18 protein-coding genes are annotated in these 17,845 nt (G+C 53.4%); 13 read left to right on the top strand and 5 right to left on the bottom strand.

The annotated features are described in order from the left end of the window. Positions 1-149 precede the first annotated feature (149 nt). From cytR to C2U41_RS23595, 7 genes are all read left to right on the top strand, one after another. Positions 150-1,175 (top strand): DNA-binding transcriptional regulator CytR, encoded by a 1,026-nt coding sequence (gene cytR / locus C2U41_RS23630; RefSeq protein WP_003028807.1) that lies wholly within the window; start codon positions 150-152, stop codon positions 1,173-1,175. 93 nt (positions 1,176-1,268) lie between these two features. After that, the gene (ftsN, locus tag C2U41_RS23620; protein ID WP_071684741.1) at positions 1,269-2,249 is read left to right on the top strand and encodes a cell division protein FtsN; all 981 of its coding nucleotides are present in this window, start codon (positions 1,269-1,271) and stop codon (positions 2,247-2,249) included. A 91-nt stretch (positions 2,250-2,340) separates the two neighbouring features. Beyond that, positions 2,341-2,871 carry an ATP-dependent protease subunit HslV gene (hslV, locus tag C2U41_RS23615; protein WP_003028805.1) on the top strand — a complete coding sequence of 177 codons (531 nt, stop codon included), beginning with the start codon at positions 2,341-2,343 and terminating at the stop codon, positions 2,869-2,871. Between the two features lie 9 nt (positions 2,872-2,880). Next, positions 2,881-4,212, top strand: coding sequence for an HslU--HslV peptidase ATPase subunit (hslU, locus tag C2U41_RS23610; RefSeq protein WP_003028803.1), 1,332 nt, complete (start codon positions 2,881-2,883; stop codon positions 4,210-4,212). A 67-nt stretch (positions 4,213-4,279) separates the two neighbouring features. Next, positions 4,280-5,209, top strand: a complete 930-nt coding sequence (gene menA / locus C2U41_RS23605; protein ID WP_003028801.1) for a 1,4-dihydroxy-2-naphthoate polyprenyltransferase — start codon at positions 4,280-4,282, stop codon at positions 5,207-5,209. A 92-nt stretch (positions 5,210-5,301) separates the two neighbouring features. Further along, positions 5,302-5,787: a ribonuclease E activity regulator RraA gene (gene rraA / locus C2U41_RS23600; protein WP_003028798.1), complete on the top strand. Its 486-nt coding sequence runs from the start codon at positions 5,302-5,304 to the stop codon at positions 5,785-5,787. Positions 5,788-5,947: 160 nt separating this feature from the next. After that, positions 5,948-6,691, top strand: a complete 744-nt coding sequence (locus tag C2U41_RS23595) for an SDR family NAD(P)-dependent oxidoreductase (RefSeq protein WP_003840511.1) — start codon at positions 5,948-5,950, stop codon at positions 6,689-6,691. A 202-nt stretch (positions 6,692-6,893) separates the two neighbouring features. Here C2U41_RS23595 and zapB read toward each other — a convergent pair whose 3' ends face one another. Beyond that, on the bottom strand, positions 6,894-7,139 hold the full coding sequence (zapB, locus tag C2U41_RS23590) for a septal ring assembly protein ZapB (RefSeq protein WP_088732415.1): 246 nt from the start codon (positions 7,137-7,139) through the stop codon (positions 6,894-6,896). Between the two features lie 428 nt (positions 7,140-7,567). Here zapB and C2U41_RS23585 point away from each other — a divergent pair, with 428 nt between their 5' ends. The 4 genes from C2U41_RS23585 (at position 7,568) to fpr (ending at position 11,931) form a co-directional block, all read left to right on the top strand. Next, entirely contained in the window at positions 7,568-8,413 is an 846-nt protein-coding gene (locus C2U41_RS23585; protein WP_003028793.1) for an MIP/aquaporin family protein, read from the top strand. Positions 8,414-8,434: 21 nt separating this feature from the next. Next, complete coding sequence (gene glpK / locus C2U41_RS23580) at positions 8,435-9,943, top strand: glycerol kinase GlpK (protein ID WP_003028792.1); 1,509 nt, start codon at positions 8,435-8,437, stop codon at positions 9,941-9,943. A gap of 135 nt (positions 9,944-10,078) precedes the next feature. Continuing rightward, positions 10,079-11,089 (top strand): class II fructose-bisphosphatase, encoded by a 1,011-nt coding sequence (gene glpX, locus C2U41_RS23575; RefSeq protein ID WP_003840506.1) that lies wholly within the window; start codon positions 10,079-10,081, stop codon positions 11,087-11,089. A gap of 95 nt (positions 11,090-11,184) precedes the next feature. Next, positions 11,185-11,931, top strand: coding sequence for a ferredoxin--NADP(+) reductase (gene fpr, locus C2U41_RS23570; RefSeq protein ID WP_048216990.1), 747 nt, complete (start codon positions 11,185-11,187; stop codon positions 11,929-11,931). 63 nt (positions 11,932-11,994) lie between these two features. Here fpr and C2U41_RS23565 read toward each other — a convergent pair whose 3' ends face one another. Beyond that, positions 11,995-12,423 (bottom strand): DUF805 domain-containing protein, encoded by a 429-nt coding sequence (locus tag C2U41_RS23565; RefSeq protein ID WP_048216991.1) that lies wholly within the window; start codon positions 12,421-12,423, stop codon positions 11,995-11,997. Between the two features lie 100 nt (positions 12,424-12,523). Here C2U41_RS23565 and C2U41_RS23560 point away from each other — a divergent pair, with 100 nt between their 5' ends. Then, the gene (locus tag C2U41_RS23560; protein ID WP_003028785.1) at positions 12,524-13,120 is read left to right on the top strand and encodes a YiiQ family protein; all 597 of its coding nucleotides are present in this window, start codon (positions 12,524-12,526) and stop codon (positions 13,118-13,120) included. A gap of 111 nt (positions 13,121-13,231) precedes the next feature. Beyond that, entirely contained in the window at positions 13,232-13,999 is a 768-nt protein-coding gene (gene tpiA / locus C2U41_RS23555; protein WP_003028783.1) for a triose-phosphate isomerase, read from the top strand. Positions 14,000-14,038: 39 nt separating this feature from the next. Here the strand turns inward: tpiA and C2U41_RS23550 are convergent, their stop codons facing one another. The 3 genes from C2U41_RS23550 to C2U41_RS23540 form a co-directional block, all read right to left on the bottom strand. Next, positions 14,039-15,511: a DASS family sodium-coupled anion symporter gene (locus C2U41_RS23550; protein ID WP_103848533.1), complete on the bottom strand. Its 1,473-nt coding sequence runs from the start codon at positions 15,509-15,511 to the stop codon at positions 14,039-14,041. Positions 15,512-15,624: 113 nt separating this feature from the next. Then, positions 15,625-16,929: an SLC13 family permease gene (locus tag C2U41_RS23545; RefSeq protein ID WP_003840496.1), complete on the bottom strand. Its 1,305-nt coding sequence runs from the start codon at positions 16,927-16,929 to the stop codon at positions 15,625-15,627. A 73-nt stretch (positions 16,930-17,002) separates the two neighbouring features. Further along, positions 17,003-17,752, bottom strand: a complete 750-nt coding sequence (locus C2U41_RS23540; protein WP_016151272.1) for a CDP-diacylglycerol diphosphatase — start codon at positions 17,750-17,752, stop codon at positions 17,003-17,005. Between the last annotated feature and the right edge of the window lie 93 nt (positions 17,753-17,845).

Genomic DNA, 17,845 nt, shown 5'->3' with positions numbered 1-17,845 from the left:
CGATGCGAGGCGGATCGTAAAATTAAATATCCATCACACTTTTTATGAAAATTCTGTAACCGCTTCCATTCACTATCTGATAAAAATGTTTCAGATGAAGGCTATTCAAGGACGAGTCTGTGCCAGCAGCTCTCTGGCGAGGAGAAAGAGTGAAACCGAATAAGCAGGTTGCCGCCGCTACGATGAAAGATGTTGCTCTGAAGGCGAAAGTCTCAACGGCAACCGTATCCCGCGCATTAATGAACCCAGACAAAGTCTCGCAGTCAACCCGTAACAAGGTTGAGCAGGCAGCGCTTGAAGTGGGATATTTACCCCAATCAATGGGACGTAACGTTAAGCGTAATGAGTCGCGTACCATTCTGGTGATTGTGCCGGATATCTGCGATCCGTTTTTTAGCGAAGTGATTCGTGGCATCGAAGTCACCGCCGCAGAACAGGGATATCTGGTGCTTATCGGCGATTGCGCGCACCAGAACCAGCAGGAAAAAACCTTCCTTAACCTCATAATTACCAAGCAGATCGATGGCATGGTGCTGCTCAGCTCGCGCCTGCCGTTTGATGCCAGCGTGGAAGAGCAACGCAACTTGCCACCGATGGTTATGTCCAACGAGTTCGCGCCAGAGCTGGAACTGCCCACCGTGCACATTGATAACCTCACCGCCGCCTTCAACGCGATGAACTATCTGCTGGAACTGGGGCATAAACGCATTGGCTGTATCGCCGGGCCCGAAGATATGCCGCTGTGCCATTATCGTCTGCAAGGTTACGTTCAGGCACTACGTCGCAGCGGAATTACGGTCGATCCGCATTTCATCGCGCGCGGTGACTTTACCTATGAAGCGGGGGCCAATGCGCTTAAACAGCTCCTGGCGCTACCACAGCCGCCTACCGCGGTCTTTTGTCACAGCGATGTCATGGCGCTTGGCGCCCTCTCTTACGCCAAACGTCAGGGTCTGAAGGTGCCCGACGATTTATCGATTATCGGCTTCGATAACATTTCGCTCGCGGAATTTTGTGATCCACCCCTGACAACCGTCGCACAGCCGCGTTTCGATATCGGACGTGAAGCTATGCTGTTACTGCTCGATCAATTACAAGGACAGAACGTCAGCAGTGGCTCACGATTACTGGACTGCGAGCTTATTATTCGGGGCACTACCCGGGCACTGACGTAAAGTAAAGTGCTTTCGGACTCCCCTGTCTGGTCAAAGGCCCGCCGCTTAAGTAACATGGCGGGCTGACGAACGAATAAATACAGCGAAACGATAGTGGCACAACGAGATTATGTACGTCGCGGCCAACCGGCACCTTCGCGGCGCAAGAAGAGCACATCACGGAAAAAACAACGCAATACGCCTGCGGTATCGCCCGCAATGGTTGCTATTGCTGCAGCCGTACTCGTGACCTTTATCGGTGGTCTGTACTTCATTACGCATCACAAGAAAGAAGAGTCCGAAACGCTGCAAAACCAGAAAGTCACCGGTAATGGCATCCCGCCAAAACCGGAAGAGCGCTGGCGATACATTAAAGAGCTGGAAAGCCGTCAGCCTGGCGTACGTGCGCCTACCGAACCGTCTGCCGGCGGCGAGGTGCTGAACGCCGATCAGCTAACCAATGAGCAGCGCCAGCTATTGGCGCAAATGCAGGCTGATATGCGTCAACAGCCAACGCAGCTCAACGAAGTGCCGTGGAACGAACAAACGCCTGAACAGCGTCAGCAAACGTTGCAGCGCCAGCGTCAGGTACAGCAACAGCAATGGGCCAACACGCAGCAGCAGGCTCAACAGCCGCGCACGCAACCACGGGTAGCGGAACAGCCTTACCAGCAGCCGCAAACGCGTACGGCGCAAACCGTGCCGGTACAGCAGCCGAAAGCACAGCCAAAACCGGCGGCGCAACAGCCGTATCAGGATTTGCTGCAAACGCCTGCGCATACCACCGCCGCTCAGCCGAAAACGCAACCGGCCGCGCCAATAACGAATGAAACGCAACCGCCAAAACAGACGGCGGAGAAAAAAGATGAACGCCGTTGGATGGTTCAGTGCGGGTCATTTAAAGGCGCTGAGCAGGCAGAAACCGTGCGCGCGCAGCTGGCCTTTGAAGGGTTCAACTCGCGTATTACCACCAATAACGGCTGGAATCGCGTGGTCATTGGTCCGGTCAAAGGCAAAGAGAATGCCGACAACACCATCAGCCGCCTGAAGGTTGCTGGTCACACAAACTGCATTCGACTCGCCACTGGGGGTTGAAACCCCCAAAATCCCCCCCATCTATACTTGCATTACGCCCCGCATACTGTGCGGGGCCTGTACATTGCATTTGTAACCAAGGGGTCTGCTCGTGACAACAATAGTAAGCGTACGCCGTAACGGCCATGTGGTAATCGCCGGTGATGGTCAGGCCACACTGGGTAACACCGTAATGAAAGGCAACGTGAAGAAAGTCCGCCGTCTTTACAACGACAAAGTCATCGCGGGCTTTGCGGGCGGTACTGCGGATGCATTCACGCTGTTTGAACTGTTTGAACGCAAGCTGGAAATGCACCAGGGCCACCTGGTGAAGGCTGCCGTTGAACTGGCAAAAGACTGGCGTACAGACCGTATGCTGCGCAAACTCGAAGCGCTGCTGGCCGTCGCAGATGAAACGGCATCGCTCATCATCACCGGTAACGGCGACGTCATCCAGCCAGAAAACGATCTGATTGCCATCGGCTCCGGCGGTCCCTACGCCCAGGCTGCTGCACGCGCTCTGCTGGAAAACACCGAGCTTGGTGCACGCGAGATTGCTGAGAAAGCGTTGGATATTGCAGGGGATATCTGCATTTATACCAACCACTTCCATACCATCGAAGAATTGAACTCCAAAGCGTAAGGATCCCCCATGTCTGAAATGACCCCACGCGAAATTGTCAGCGAACTGAACAAACATATCATCGGCCAGGATAACGCTAAGCGTTCCGTGGCGATTGCCCTGCGTAACCGCTGGCGTCGTATGCAGCTCAACGAAGAGTTGCGCCATGAAGTCACGCCGAAAAACATTCTGATGATTGGCCCGACCGGCGTCGGTAAAACCGAAATCGCCCGTCGCCTGGCAAAACTGGCCAACGCGCCGTTCATCAAAGTTGAAGCAACCAAATTCACCGAAGTTGGCTATGTTGGTAAAGAAGTTGACTCGATCATCCGCGATCTGACCGATGCTGCCATTAAGATGGTTCGCGTTCAGGCAATCGAGAAAAACCGCTTCCGCGCTGAAGAGATGGCGGAAGAGCGCATTCTCGACGTGCTGATCCCACCGGCTAAAAATAACTGGGGACAGTCTGAACAGCCGCAGGAACCTTCTGCAGCGCGTCAGGCGTTCCGTAAAAAACTGCGTGAAGGCCAGCTGGATGATAAAGAGATCGAAATCGATCTCGCGGCCGCACCGATGGGCGTTGAAATTATGGCGCCTCCGGGAATGGAAGAGATGACCAGCCAGCTGCAGTCCATGTTCCAGAACCTGGGCGGTCAGAAGCAAAAACCGCGTAAGCTGAAAATCAAAGACGCGATGAAACTGCTGATTGAAGAAGAAGCGGCCAAACTGGTGAACCCGGAAGAGCTGAAACAAGAAGCTATCGACGCCGTTGAGCAGCACGGGATCGTGTTTATCGACGAAATCGACAAAATCTGTAAACGCGGTGAATCCTCCGGCCCGGACGTGTCCCGCGAAGGCGTACAGCGCGACCTGCTGCCGCTGGTTGAAGGCTGCACGGTCTCCACCAAGCACGGTATGGTGAAAACAGATCATATTCTGTTTATCGCCTCTGGCGCATTCCAGGTGGCGAAACCGTCTGACCTGATCCCAGAACTGCAGGGTCGTCTGCCGATTCGTGTCGAGCTGCAGGCGCTGACCACCAGCGATTTTGAGCGTATCCTTACTGAACCGAATGCCTCCATCACCGTGCAGTACAAAGCGCTGATGGCGACTGAAGGTGTGGACATCAACTTCACTGAATCCGGTATTAAACGCATTGCCGAAGCGGCCTGGCAGGTTAACGAAACCACCGAAAACATCGGTGCACGTCGTCTGCATACCGTTCTGGAACGTCTGATGGAAGATATTTCCTATGATGCGAGCGATTTGAACGGCCAAAGCATCACAATTGATGCCGAATATGTGAGCAAACATCTGGATGCGCTGGTCGCAGATGAAGATCTGAGCCGTTTTATCCTATAATCGCGTTCAATGCATTTTCATCACTGTTGATGGGGCTGATAAAGCCCCATTTTTATTGGCGCTAAATATGACTGAACAACAACAAATTAGCCGCTCACAAGCCTGGCTGGAAAGTTTACGACCTAAGACCTTACCGCTCGCCTTCGCGGCGATCATCGTCGGTACGGCATTAGCATGGTGGCAAGGATACTTCAATCCGCTGGTTGCTCTGCTGGCATTGATTACGGCGGGATTACTGCAAATTCTGTCCAATCTCGCTAACGACTATGGCGATGCCGTCAAAGGCAGCGACAAGCCCGACCGCATAGGACCGCTGCGCGGTATGCAAAAAGGGGTCATCACCCAACAGCAGATGAAGCGGGCGCTGATCGTCACCGTGGTCTTGATCTGCCTGTCCGGTCTGGCCCTGGTTGCTGTGGCCTGTCACACGCTGGCAGATTTTGTCGGCTTCCTGGTGCTCGGCGGCCTGTCGATCATCGCCGCAATCACCTATACCGTAGGCAATCGCCCTTACGGATATATCGGTCTGGGCGATATTTCCGTGCTGGTGTTCTTCGGCTGGCTGAGCGTTATGGGAAGCTGGTATCTGCAGGCGCATACGTTGATTCCGGCGCTCATTCTGCCTGCTACCGCCTGCGGCCTGCTGGCAACTGCCGTGCTCAACGTCAACAATCTGCGCGATATCAACAGCGACAGAGAGAACGGCAAGAACACACTGGTCGTGCGTTTAGGCGCTGTCAATGCCCGCCGCTACCACGCCTGTCTGCTGATGGGCACGCTGGTCTGCCTGGCCCTGTTTAACCTGTTCTCACTGCAAAGCCTGTGGGGATGGCTGTTTATCCTCGCCGCTCCGCTGCTGATTAAACAGGCGCGATACGTGATGCGTGAGATGGATCCTGCGGCAATGCGCCCAATGCTGGAACGCACCGTAAAAGCGGCATTGTTAACTAACCTGCTGTTTGTCGTTGGAATTTTCTTAAGTCAGTGGTCTCTTTAACTGACAAATATCAATTAACAATTGATGATTTTGCCAACAGTACACATAGCGCGATATACTAAAAATTCTCGCAGCAGCTGAACGTTGAGCCTATGAAATACGATACATCCGAGCTTTGTGACATCTATCAGGAAGATGTCAACGTCGTGGAACCACTGTTCTCTAACTTTGGAGGACGGTCGTCGTTTGGCGGACAAATCATCACGGTAAAATGTTTCGAGGACAACGGGTTGCTGTACGATCTGCTCGAACAAAACGGCCGTGGTCGCATTCTGCTGGTCGATGGCGGTGGTTCTGTCCGTCGTGCGCTGGTCGATGCCGAACTGGCTCGACTGGCCGTACAGAATGAATGGGAAGGTCTGGTCATCTACGGCTCAGTCCGTCAGGTAGACGATCTGGAAGAACTGGATATCGGCATTCAGGCGATTGCCGCGATTCCGGTCGGTGCCGCAGGGGAAGGTATTGGAGAAAGCGATGTACGCGTCAACTTTGGCGGTGTAACGTTCTTCTCTGGCGATCACCTGTACGCCGACAACACCGGTATAATCCTCTCCGAAGACCCGCTCGATATCGAGTAAAGAGAACACCGCAATTCGGTGTGATGCCAGTCGGTTAAACAACTGACTGGCTTTTTTTTTGCCACACCACCCTTCCGATTCCCCCATCCAGCGCATTGACGAAGAAAAAACTCTCTCTATACCTAATGATGAATCTCATCACTCTCATCACGAGGTCATCATGCATATCGATCTGACAGGTAAAAAAGCGCTGGTCACCGGAGCCAGTCGTGGATTAGGGCGCGCCATTGCACTGTCGCTGGCGAAAGCCGGTGCTGATGTTGTTATAACCTATGAAAAATCTGCGGAGAAAGCCCAGGCCGTTGCCGATGAAATTACAGCACTTGGCCGCCATGGTGAGGCGATTCAGGCAAACAGTGCAGACGCTCAGGCGATTCAGAATGCCGTAAACCGCACGGTACAGTCACTCGGAGGACTGGATATCCTGGTCAACAACGCAGGGATCGCACGCGGCGGCCCGCTGGAGTCGCTGTCACTGGAGGACATCGACGCATTGATTAACGTGAACATCCGTGGCGTGGTAGTTGCCATACAGGCCGCGCTACCGCATCTCCCTGAAGGTGGGCGAATCATCAATATTGGTAGTTGTCTTGCCAACCGCGTCGCCCAGCCGGGGATTGCCGTCTACGCGATGACTAAATCAGCGCTCAACTCGCTAACCCGTGGCCTGGCTCGCGATCTCGGCCCACGGGGTATTACCGTTAATCTTGTCCATCCCGGCCCAACTGACAGTGATATGAACCCGGCAGATGGCGAGCAGGCAGAATCCCAACGGCAGCTTATTGCTACAGGGCATTACGGAACACCGGAGGATGTTGCAGCGGCGGTGACGTTTCTGGCAAGCCCAGCGGCTGGGCAGATTTCCGGCACCGGTCTGGACGTAGATGGGGGTTTGAATGCCTGAAATTAACGTTGTGTTGCGGTAAAACGATTGTATTGCCGGATGACGGCTTACGCCTTATCCGGCCTACACAGGAACGATTACGCAATAGATTTCGTCTTGTAGCAAGGCGGCAAACGAAGGTATCCCCAGGAGCGTAGTAAACTACGTGACTGGGGTAACTGAGCGCAGCCAACGCAGCTACGGCACGAAAGATGAAGCGTAATTAGACTTCTTCCATACGACCCAGCAGGGCATGCAGACGATCCTGCCAGCCATTCTGCTGTTCTTTCAGGTTGTTGTTCTCACGCTCCAGCTCTTCACGCTGCTGCTGTGCAGTCTGAACTTCCTGCGACAGTGAGTTGTTCTTTTCTTTCAGCTCTTCGATTTCCATCTGTAACAACGTGATGGTATCAATCGCCTGCTGTACTTTTGCTTCCAGTTTCTCAAACACTTCTAATGACATCGTCATACCTCTCCTGAATTGCAAGGCGTTGATGGATAAAAATCCTCGTCCCGATAACCGGCGACGCCTTAATAAAAACGAGCGCACTCTACTTAACACCGATTGTATGAAGCCGCGTCATCCCTGTCCAGCGGCATCCCGCGCAGATTGCGGTTTGCAACACTTTTAGTCTTTCTCCTGGTGACATGACTGTCATAACTCTTAAGTGTTAACAGATTGATCAGTGAAATGATTCAGCTCACACTATTTTTGTATAACAAATACCGCACAATGGCGCGAAAACGCTCATTTTGTTGATGCAGTACACACATTTTAATTTCGATATTTCTCGTTTTTGAGCGTTAACGATAAATTAACAGTGTGCCTACCGGCTCCGGGGATGTCAGTGACCTTCTCGCACACAATAAACATTAAACTCTCTTCAGGATCCGATTATGAGTCAAACCTCAACCTTAAAAGGCCAGTGCATTGCTGAATTCCTCGGTACCGGGTTGTTGATTTTCTTCGGTGTGGGCTGTGTCGCTGCACTCAAAGTAGCTGGTGCTACTTTTGGTCAGTGGGAAATCAGTATCATCTGGGGTCTGGGGGTAGCAATGGCTATCTATCTGACCGCAGGCGTTTCTGGTGCACACCTGAATCCCGCGGTAACCATCGCACTCTGGCTGTTCGCCTGTTTTGATAAACGCAAAGTTGTCCCTTTTATTATTTCGCAAATTGCCGGCGCCTTTTGCGCAGCGGCATTGGTTTACGGGCTTTATTACAATCTTTTCATCGATTTTGAACAAACCAACCATATCGTGCGTGGCACTACCGAAAGCCTGGGTCTGGCGGGTACTTTCTCCACCTATCCGAATCCGCATATCAATTTTGTGCAGGCCTTCGCGGTTGAAATGGTCATTACCGCTATTCTAATGGGGCTGATTCTGGCTCTGACCGACGATGGTAACGGTGTACCTCGTGGTCCGCTGGCACCACTGCTGATTGGCTTATTAATTGCCGTTATTGGTGCTTCCATGGGTCCGCTGACAGGTTTTGCGATGAACCCGGCACGTGACTTCGGACCGAAACTCTTCGCCTGGATGGCCGGATGGGGTGAGATTGCCTTCACAGGTGGTCGCGATATCCCTTACTTCCTGGTTCCGGTATTTGGCCCGATTACCGGCGCGATTTTGGGCGCATGGGCATATCGCAAACTGATTGGTCGCCATTTACCGTGCGATGTCTGCGTGATTGAAGAAAAAGACGCGGCGGCCAACACTCAACAAAAAGCTTCGCTGTAATGTGACTACGGGACAAAAATTATGACTGAAAAAAAATATATCGTTGCGCTCGACCAGGGCACCACCAGCTCCCGCGCGGTCGTAATGGACCACGATGCGAATATCGTTGCCGTTTCACAGCGCGAATTCGAGCAAATCTACCCGAAAGCAGGTTGGGTAGAACACGACCCAATGGAAATTTGGGCAACCCAAAGCTCTACGCTGGTTGAAGTTCTGGCGAAAGCCGATATCAGTTCCGATGAAATTGCAGCGATCGGTATTACCAACCAGCGTGAAACCACCATCGTCTGGGAGCGTGAGACCGGTAAACCAATCTACAACGCCATTGTGTGGCAGTGTCGTCGTACCGCAGATATCTGCGAAAAGCTTAAGCGCGATGGCATGGAAGAATACATCCGTAACAACACCGGCCTGGTGATTGACCCGTACTTCTCTGGCACCAAGGTGAAATGGATCCTCGACCACGTTGAAGGCTCGCGTGAGCGCGCTCGTCGCGGCGAACTGCTGTTTGGTACCGTGGACACCTGGCTTATCTGGAAAATGACGCAGGGACGCGTACACGTCACGGATTACACCAACGCTTCACGTACCATGCTGTTCAACATCCACTCCCTGGACTGGGATGACACGATGCTGGATGCGCTGGATATTCCGCGCGCCATGCTGCCAGAAGTGCGTCGCTCTTCTGAAGTGTACGGTCAGACCAACATTGGTGGTAAAGGCGGCATTCGTATTCCTATCTCCGGTATCGCCGGTGACCAGCAGGCAGCTCTGTTTGGCCAGCTGTGCGTAAAGGAAGGGATGGCGAAAAACACTTACGGTACCGGCTGCTTCATGCTGATGAATACCGGTGAGAAAGCCGTTAAGTCCGAAAACGGACTGCTGACCACCATCGCCTGCGGACCGACCGGGGAAGTGAACTACGCGCTGGAAGGTGCGGTATTTATGGCTGGCGCATCCATTCAGTGGCTGCGCGATGAAATGAAACTCATCAGCGATGCATTCGACTCTGAGTATTTCGCCACCAAAGTGAAAGACACCAACGGCGTGTACGTCGTTCCGGCATTTACTGGCCTGGGTGCACCGTACTGGGACCCGTATGCACGTGGCGCCATCTTCGGCCTGACCCGTGGCGTAAACTCCAACCACATCATCCGCGCAACGCTTGAGTCTATCGCTTATCAGACGCGTGATGTTCTGGAAGCGATGCAGGCTGACTCCGGTATTCGTCTGCACGCCCTGCGCGTTGACGGCGGTGCGGTCGCCAACAACTTCCTGATGCAGTTCCAGTCTGACATTCTGGGCACCCGCGTAGAGCGTCCGGAAGTTCGCGAAGTCACCGCATTAGGTGCAGCGTACCTGGCTGGCCTGGCAGTAGGCTTCTGGCAGAATCTGGATGAGTTGCAGGAGAAAGCGGTCATCGAGCGTGAATTCCGTCCAGGCATCGAAACCACCGAGCGTAACTTCCGTTACAGCGGCTGGAAAAAAGCGGTCAAACGCGCCATGGCATGGGAAGATCACGACGAGTAATACGTCATTGCCGGATGGCTACTTTGGCTTATCCGGCAAAATCTTCGTGCGGGGGCAACCCCGCACACACATCAATAATCTCGCCCCCTCCCCTGTGCTACACTTCGCGCCATTCCTTTCAGCTACGAGTTTGCAATGAGACGAGAACTTGCCATTGAATTTTCACGCGTGACCGAAGCGGCCGCGCTGGCTGGCTATAAATGGCTGGGCCGCGGCGATAAAAATACCGCTGACGGCGCGGCAGTGAACGCCATGCGTATTATGCTCAACCAGGTCAACATCGACGGCACCATCGTGATTGGCGAGGGTGAGATTGATGAAGCGCCGATGCTGTTTATCGGTGAAAAAGTCGGGACCGGTCTTGGTGATGCGGTCGACATCGCCGTCGATCCTATCGAAGGTACACGCATGACGGCAATGGGTCAGGCAAACGCGCTGGCCGTACTGGCTGTGGGCGATAAAGGCTGCTTCCTGAATGCGCCAGATATGTACATGGAAAAGCTGATTGTCGGCCCAGGCGCAAAAGGGTCTATCGACCTGAACCTGTCGCTGGAAGCCAACCTGCATAACGTTGCCGCTGCACTCAATAAACCGCTGAGTGAGCTGACCGTAACCATTCTGGCCAAACCACGCCATGATGAAACGATCGCCGAAATGCAAAAACTGGGCGTGCGCGTCTTCGCTATTCCAGACGGCGACGTTGCGGCCTCCATTCTGACCTGCATGCCAGACAGTGAAGTTGACGTGCTGTACGGCATTGGCGGCGCACCTGAAGGTGTGGTTTCCGCAGCGGTGATCCGCGCACTGGACGGCGACATGCAGGGCCGTTTGCTGGCGCGTCATGACGTCAAAGGCGACAGCGAAGAGAACCGTCGCATTGGCGAACAAGAACTGGCTCGTTGCGCCGCCATGGGCATTGAAGCGGGCAAAGCGCTGCGCCTCGATGAAATGGCGCGTAGCGACAACGTCATTTTCTCCGCCACCGGCATCACCAAAGGCGATTTGCTGGAAGGGATTAGCCGTAAAGGTAATATCGCGACCACCGAAACGCTGCTGATCCGCGGCAAATCACGTACGATCCGTCGCATTCAGTCGATTCACTACCTCGATCGTAAAGATCCCGATGTGCAGGCGCACATCCTGTAATTGATTTGATCAATAGAGCCTTCCAGCCCATATGGGCTGGAAATCTTTCGTCCAACGAACGAAGATAAGGCAATCAAAGCAGACAGGAGAAAACCATGGCAGATTGGGTAACAGGCAAAGTCACAAAGGTGCAAAACTGGACCGATGCCCTGTTTAGTTTGACCGTGCGAGCTCCAGTTCTTCCTTTCACTGCAGGTCAGTTCACTAAGCTTGGCCTTGAGATCGACGGCGAACGCGTCCAGCGCGCCTATTCTTACGTAAATGCCCCTGATAACCCCGATTTAGAGTTTTATCTGGTGACGGTTCCCGACGGCAAACTCAGCCCTCGTCTGGCAGCACTGAAGCCAGGCGATGAAGTGCAGGTGGTGAGTGAAGCTGCTGGTTTCTTCGTGCTGGATGAAGTCCCCGATTGCGAAACGCTATGGATGCTGGCGACCGGCACGGCTATCGGCCCATATTTGTCGATTCTGCAGTTAGGCAAGGACCTGGATCGCTTTAAAAATCTGGTGCTGGTCCACGCCGCGCGCTATGCCGCCGATTTGAGCTATCTACCGTTGATGCAGTCGTTGGAAAAACGCTACGAAGGTAAATTACGCATCCAGACGGTTGTCAGCCGTGAAACAGCCGCAGATTCGCTGACCGGACGTGTACCGGCGTTGATTGAAAGCGGTGAGCTAGAAAAAGCAGTCGGGTTGCCAATGGATAAAGAAACCAGCCATGTGATGCTGTGCGGAAACCCGCAAATGGTACGCGACACGCAGCAGTTGCTGAAAGAGACCCGGCAAATGACCAAACACCTGCGCCGTCGACCGGGCCATATGACCGCAGAGCACTACTGGTAAGAACGTTTCAATGCCCGGTAAACACCCGGGCATTTTGCCGGATGGCGCTTACGCTTATCCGGCCTACGAGTCAGCTCTGTACTTTACGTCCTGCGTATCCTTACCATATTTATTCGCGTCCTGGGTGCCAATGAACGCCCCCAGATCGATAAGCATACCAACCAGAATCAACGTTGGAACAAAGCGGCCTACCGCCCATTGCCAGACGCCGGGTAAAATCGCCCAATTTCCGGCCAGCAGCATCCACGCCAGGATCATCAACAGCGCCCACGCTCCGGAGCGCCCCCGGTCATGCAGACGTTTTACCGTCACTGCCGCCGTTGGCCATAGCAGACACACCAGACAAAAAGCCGCGGTCTGAATATCGAGTAATTCTTTGCTCGCCAGCGAAAACAGAACCAGCATGCTGACGATCCAGAGGCCAATCCAAATCCAGAAATCACGGCGCCCGATGCGCCCTTTAAATGAGAATAACCACTGCTGTATGGTCATGTAAGTTCCTTTATTATTACCTTCCAGAACAGTTTACCCTTTTGACAAGCTCGACGGTTACCGTTTTAATCGTGAGCAATGAGAATGAAAGGTACGATTGATGAAGCAAGGATTTACACTGTTTTTATTATTGTTTTCAGCCTTAACCGCGAGCACTGCGGTACTGGCGGAAGAGCCGTCGACGGCAACCACGGCCCCCTATTTACTGGCGGGCGCGCCGACCTTTGACCTGTCGATTAGCCAGTTTCGTGAAAACTTTAATACGCAGAATCCGAAGCTTATTCTGAATGAGTTCCGTGCCATCGACAGCAGTCGCGATCGAGCAAATCTCACCCGCGCAGCCAGTAAAATCAATGAAAACCTGTATGCGTCTTCCGCTCTTGAACGCGGCACCCTTAAAATCAAAAGCATGCAGATAACCTGGTTACCCATTCAGGGGCCAGAACAAAAGGCAGCCAAAGCGAAAGCGCTGGAATACATGACCGCCGTCATCCGCACCGTCGCGCCGCTGCTGACGAAAGAACAGAGCCAGAAAAAGCTGCAAAAACTGCTCGCCGCAGGCAAAGGTAAGCGCTATTACGCTGAAACAGAAGGCGCAATTCGCTATGTTGTTGCTGACAACGGTGAAAAAGGACTGACCTTCGCTGTTGAACCGATTAAGCTGGTACTATCAGAAAGTCTTGAGAAGGCGAATTGATGACAAAAAGCAAAGCCTTTCAGGGGATGAATCTCTATACTGTTTCACAGACCATGCTGCCCTCACGGGCGGCCATATTCCTTAATTCGCTGACAAGCGTGGAGAAATGAAATGCGACATCCTTTAGTGATGGGTAACTGGAAACTGAACGGCAGCCGCCACATGGTAAACGAACTGGTTGCTAACCTGCGTAAAGAACTGGCTGGCGTTGCTGGCTGTGCAGTAGCGATTGCTCCACCGGAAATGTATATCGACCTGGCGAAACACGCCGCTGCCGGTAGCCACATCATTCTGGGCGCGCAGAACGTTGACCTGAACCTGTCTGGCGCATTCACTGGTGAAACAAGTGCTGAAATGCTGAAAGACATCGGCGCGCAGTACATCATTATCGGTCACTCTGAGCGTCGTACTTACCACAAAGAATCTGACGAGCTGATCGCTAAAAAATTCGCCGTGCTGAAAGAGCAGGGTCTGACTCCAGTTCTGTGCATCGGTGAAACCGAAGCAGAAAACGAAGCGGGCAAAACTGAAGAAGTTTGTGCACGTCAGATCGACGCGGTTCTGAAAACTCAGGGCGCGGCAGCATTCGAAGGCGTCGTTATCGCTTACGAACCAGTATGGGCTATTGGTACCGGCAAATCTGCAACTCCTGCTCAGGCTCAGGCTGTTCACAAATTTATTCGTGACCACATTGCTAAAGCTGACGCGAAAATCGCTGAGCAAGTTATCATCCAGTACGGCGGTTCTGTAAACGCAGCTAACGCGGCAGAACTGTTCGCTCAGCCGGACATCGACGGTGCGCTGGTTGGTGGTGCTTCTCTGAAAGCAGATGCCTTCGCAGTCATCGTTAAAGCAGCAGAAGCCGCTAAACAGGCTTAAGTTGTTAAGGCGGGAGGAGCCCTCCTCCCGCTGTATTAACTACCAGTATCCCAACCAGTGCCACCAGAAGGCGCCGGTCACACCCCAAATGGTCAGGTTGATCACACTCATCACCAGCCCCGTTTTCCACCACTCCGCCAACGTGACATAGCCCGAACCAAAGATAATAGGCGCAGTACCCGTGCCATAGTGCGTGAGCGACATCATCAAGGAGGAGGAGAAACCGAGCATTAAACCAAGCAGCGCTGGCGGCGCGCCGAGGCCTAAGCCTGCGGCAAAGAACGCAGCGAACATAGCCGTAATATGCGCAGTTGTGCTGGCGAAAAAGTAGTGCGAGTAGACGTAAAGCAGGATTAACAACAGCGTCGCAACACTCCAGTGCACGCCAAGATGGTCGATTGCGCTACCCACGCTGGTTGCCAGCCATCCTACCAATCCCAGTTTGCTGAGAAAATCCGCCATCATCACCAGCGCGGCAAACCAGACTATCGTATCCCATGCCCCGCGGCATTTAAGAATGTCATCCCAGCTCAATACACCCGCCATCAATAGAATCGACAATCCAATTAACGCGGCGCTAGTGGGGTTTACGCTCCAGGCACTGCCCATCAGCATTGCTGGAACACCCGCCCATAGACAGAGCAGCAAAATGAACACCCCCAGGGTGATTTTCTCTGCCAAAGAAAGTGGACCCAGCGCATCCAGTTTTTGCCGCGCAAACTGCGGCGCATTTGGCGTGCGCGTGATAGCTGGCGGATAGAGCCACCAGATTACAATCGGCATGACAACCAGTGATACCAGTGCGGGAAGAAGCGCCGCAATAGCCCACATTCCCCAGGTCATGTTCAGCACGCCATCCGTCCCCTTTGTCAAAAAACTGACGATTAACGGATTAGGTGCGGTCGCGGTGATGAACATTGCCGAGCTGATCGGGTTAATGTTGTAGTTCACCAGCGCGAGATAACGGCCCGTTGAGCCATTCTCGGCATGGCCTGGCTGCGAGCCGAGGCTCTCCGCAATCGCCCACATTACCGGGTGGATAATGCCACCACCACGCGCGGTATTGCTTGGCGTTACGGGTGCAATTAGCGTTTCCGCAAGGGTTAATGCCCACGCAATACCCAGCGTTCTTTTACCAAAGAGCGCAATAAACCCGTAGCCAATACGCGCGCCCAGGCCGGTCTTTAACAGACTTTGCGACAGCATAATGGATAAACCAATCAGCCAGATTAGCTGGTTAGAAAAACCACTCAATGCATCGTTCAATGCCGCGGAGGGTTTGCCTGGGTTAGTAACGCCTGTCATCGCCACCAGCATAATCGCCACAATCGCAATTGCACCAATGGGCATAGCTTTACCGATAATCGCGGCGATCGTACCAATAAACAGTGCCAGCAGGTGCCATGCTTGCGGGGTTACGTCAGGAGGACACGGGATAACAAACCAGATGGTCAGCGTAATCACAAGCGAGATGATGGCAGGCCAGCGGCGGATGGGGGTCAAACTGTCCATGAATCAATCCTTGAGTTTCCAGTGCGCAAATCTGCGCTCAGGCATTAACCGATATTGCCGCGCATAATACAATTCACTCACTCACAAAACATAAAATTAACATTTTGATACAGCTACAGTTTTCCCAACACCGTAAACCAGGCGTAATCCAGCGGCAGAAGAATCAAATACGTTGCCGCCGCCAGTGCGATACACAGCAGCATCCCTGCCCTTGCAGGTACTTTCCCGAGCGCCATCGCCACCACGATCGGTGAAGCCTGATACGGCAACAGTGGTGTGGAATAACCCAGCACCTGGATCATAATCACCGACAGCAGCGGGAATCCCGTCGCATCGGCAAAGCTTTGCGCCAACGTGGTATACAGCGCCGGAACACCGTTCGCCGTCATAATAAAATTAAGCGCCGTGGTAATACCGGTCAGCGCGAGGAAACTGGTAAACGGCTTTTCCGCATCCAGCGGCATCACCTGTAACAGCGCTTCGCCAACGGCGCTACCAATACCTGTCTGCGTGACGGTGATCGCCAGCCCCAGAATACCCGCCACATAAATACAGGTACGAATGTTGACCCCAGTGGAAAACTCGTCGCCATTGATAAAGCCAACCCGTGGGAGCAATGTGATAACTGCCGCCGCCAGCCCGGTCCACGCGGGGCCAATGCCGTGCCAGCTTTCGCTTACCCAAAGAAGCAACACCACCGCTAACATCCAGGCCAGACGTTTTTCATCTCCACTCATCGGTTCCGACGGCGTGAGATCGCGTGGCGCATGGGGCTTGCCAGGGAACAGCCAGCAGATAAGCACGATGAGAACTGCGCCTTTAAGCCAACCCAGAACCGGCGTATGCAGCAGCAAATAGGGAAGATAATTGAGGTGGATGCCGTAAGAGCCTTCCGCCGCGCCGCTCATCACCAGATTCGGTACGTTTGCGGGTAAAATCGTCGCAGAAAGCTGGAATGTCCCAAACCCAACGGCCAGTGCCAGACCATACCAGGCGCGCGTACCATCGTTAATTCCAGCTCGTTTCGCCATCGCTGCGACAATCGGCATCAGCAGCGCAATGCGGCCCATGTTGGATGGCATTACAAACGCCAGCGCGTAACTCAACAGCACCACACTCGCCACCATTAACGGCCAGGAGTCGGTCAACCGTGATGACAGCGCCCTCGCCGCCCTGTCCGCCAGCCCCGTTTTACGAATCGCGATACCCAGCACAAAGCCGCTAAACACCAACCAGAATGCGGAGGACGCAAAGCCGCCAAAGATCACATCCGGTGGCGCGATTTTGGCGACCATCGCCACGGCAAAGAACAGCAGCGCCGTTATAAACTCCGGCAGCAGCGACGTAGCCCAGAGCAGAATGGTGATGCCAACCACCAGAGAGGGGATAAACAGAGGGTGTGTAAGCCAGAGCGACATGCCTGTCTCCTGTTGTTTTTTTCAACAAGAATACGGGGACAGGCATGCGGAGTAAACGCCAGATTAGGTGGGGTTAACGCAGAATATCACATTGATGATCCTGAATTTCCTCAGCGGAGGCGAGATTCAGCGCCAGCAGATTGCGCTGAGTAGCCAGCAGAACAAAGGATTCATCGCTCTGACGCACCATCGCCAACGCATAGCTGCCCATATGCTCACGTGCATCCGGCACCTCTTCTGCCAGCATCATAAATGGGCTGCGTTGTGCCAGTTCATTTTCCGTGACGCGACGCGCCAGATATTCATGACCGCGCAGCCCACCTGGTAGAGGTAGCCAGCGGGTGCTGATTTTCGCCAGGTTGTCATCCAGCTGTTTTCTGACATCGGTTCGCAGGCAGGAGATATGAATATGCAGGTGATTTTGAGTACGCCCGCTACGTGAGTTAATGGTCAGAGAGACTGCTTTGTCAGGGATTTCCTGGCCGTATTTTTGGCTCATAAAGCTACGCGCCTGCCAGGCCAGCCAGAAAAAGTTCGGCGTGCCTGATTTCAACAGCAGTGGGCTTTCCGTACCGTTAATGCGATAAGTGGGCATCAACAAATATTGCAAAGGGCCGTTACGGTCTTTGAACACCACATATCCGGCATCCGTCTTCACTTCTGCGCATGGTGCAGGATCCTGCTGCTGCAACTGGTGCGGTAAGCATTGTTGAAGGACGATCTGGCGTAATGCGTCCGGGTTGCCGGTGAATTTCCAGTACCCGATGCCTGCAGCGGCGGCGACCACAATCACCGCCAGTAAAAGATAGCCTGCTTTTTTCATTACGCGTTTCCTGTATCCCATTGAAGGGCAAGAGTAACGCAAAACCATGACAAATAAAAAACCCGGTCGCGTTAGGCCACCGGGTCGGTAAAT

It is taken from the genome of Citrobacter freundii complex sp. CFNIH4 (assembly GCF_002934505.1).
In the GTDB taxonomy this organism is placed as follows: Bacteria; Pseudomonadota; Gammaproteobacteria; order Enterobacterales; family Enterobacteriaceae; genus Citrobacter; species Citrobacter freundii.
This window is presented reverse-complemented; position numbering and strand designations above follow the sequence as displayed.